This is a genomic window from Mesorhizobium sp. M2A.F.Ca.ET.039.01.1.1 (genome assembly GCF_003998035.1).
Classification (GTDB): domain Bacteria; phylum Pseudomonadota; class Alphaproteobacteria; order Rhizobiales; family Rhizobiaceae; genus Mesorhizobium.
Genome location: NZ_RZRY01001547.1, coordinates 1 through 436, shown reverse-complemented (window position 1 = coordinate 436; position 436 = coordinate 1). Strand labels below are relative to the sequence as shown.

Annotated in this window: 1 pseudogene; it reads left to right on the top strand. The window is 61.5% G+C overall.

Annotated elements, in window-relative coordinates:
- A pseudogene (locus tag EOA24_RS40865) lies at positions 1-343 on the top strand (glutamine synthetase); the annotation flags it as partial.
- Between the last annotated feature and the right edge of the window lie 93 nt (positions 344-436).

The following is a 436-nucleotide window of genomic DNA, read 5'->3' as shown; positions in this document are numbered from 1 at the left end:
CTTCTCGACCGCCTATATGCGCGAAGTCGGCGGCAAGGCCTATTTCGAGGCGCTGATGGCGCAGTTCGACAAGAACCTGATGGATCACATCGCTGTCTACGGTCCGGACAACGACAAGCGCCTGACCGGCAAGCACGAGACCGCGCCGTGGAACAAATTCTCCTACGGCGTCGCCGACCGCGGCGCCTCGATCCGCGTTCCGCACTCCTTCGTCAAGAACGACTACAAGGGCTATCTGGAAGATCGCCGCCCGAACTCGCAGGGCGACCCCTACCAGATCGCTTCGCAGATCCTGAAGACGATCTCGCAGGTTTCGACCGACGCCGTTTCGGCCGCCGCCTGATCATCCAGGCGCGGGCCTCGCCTGCGCCGCGTAAGTTTCAATTGTCGAAAGCCCTGGCGTTCTTCGCCGGGGCTTTTTTGCATGCAAACAACC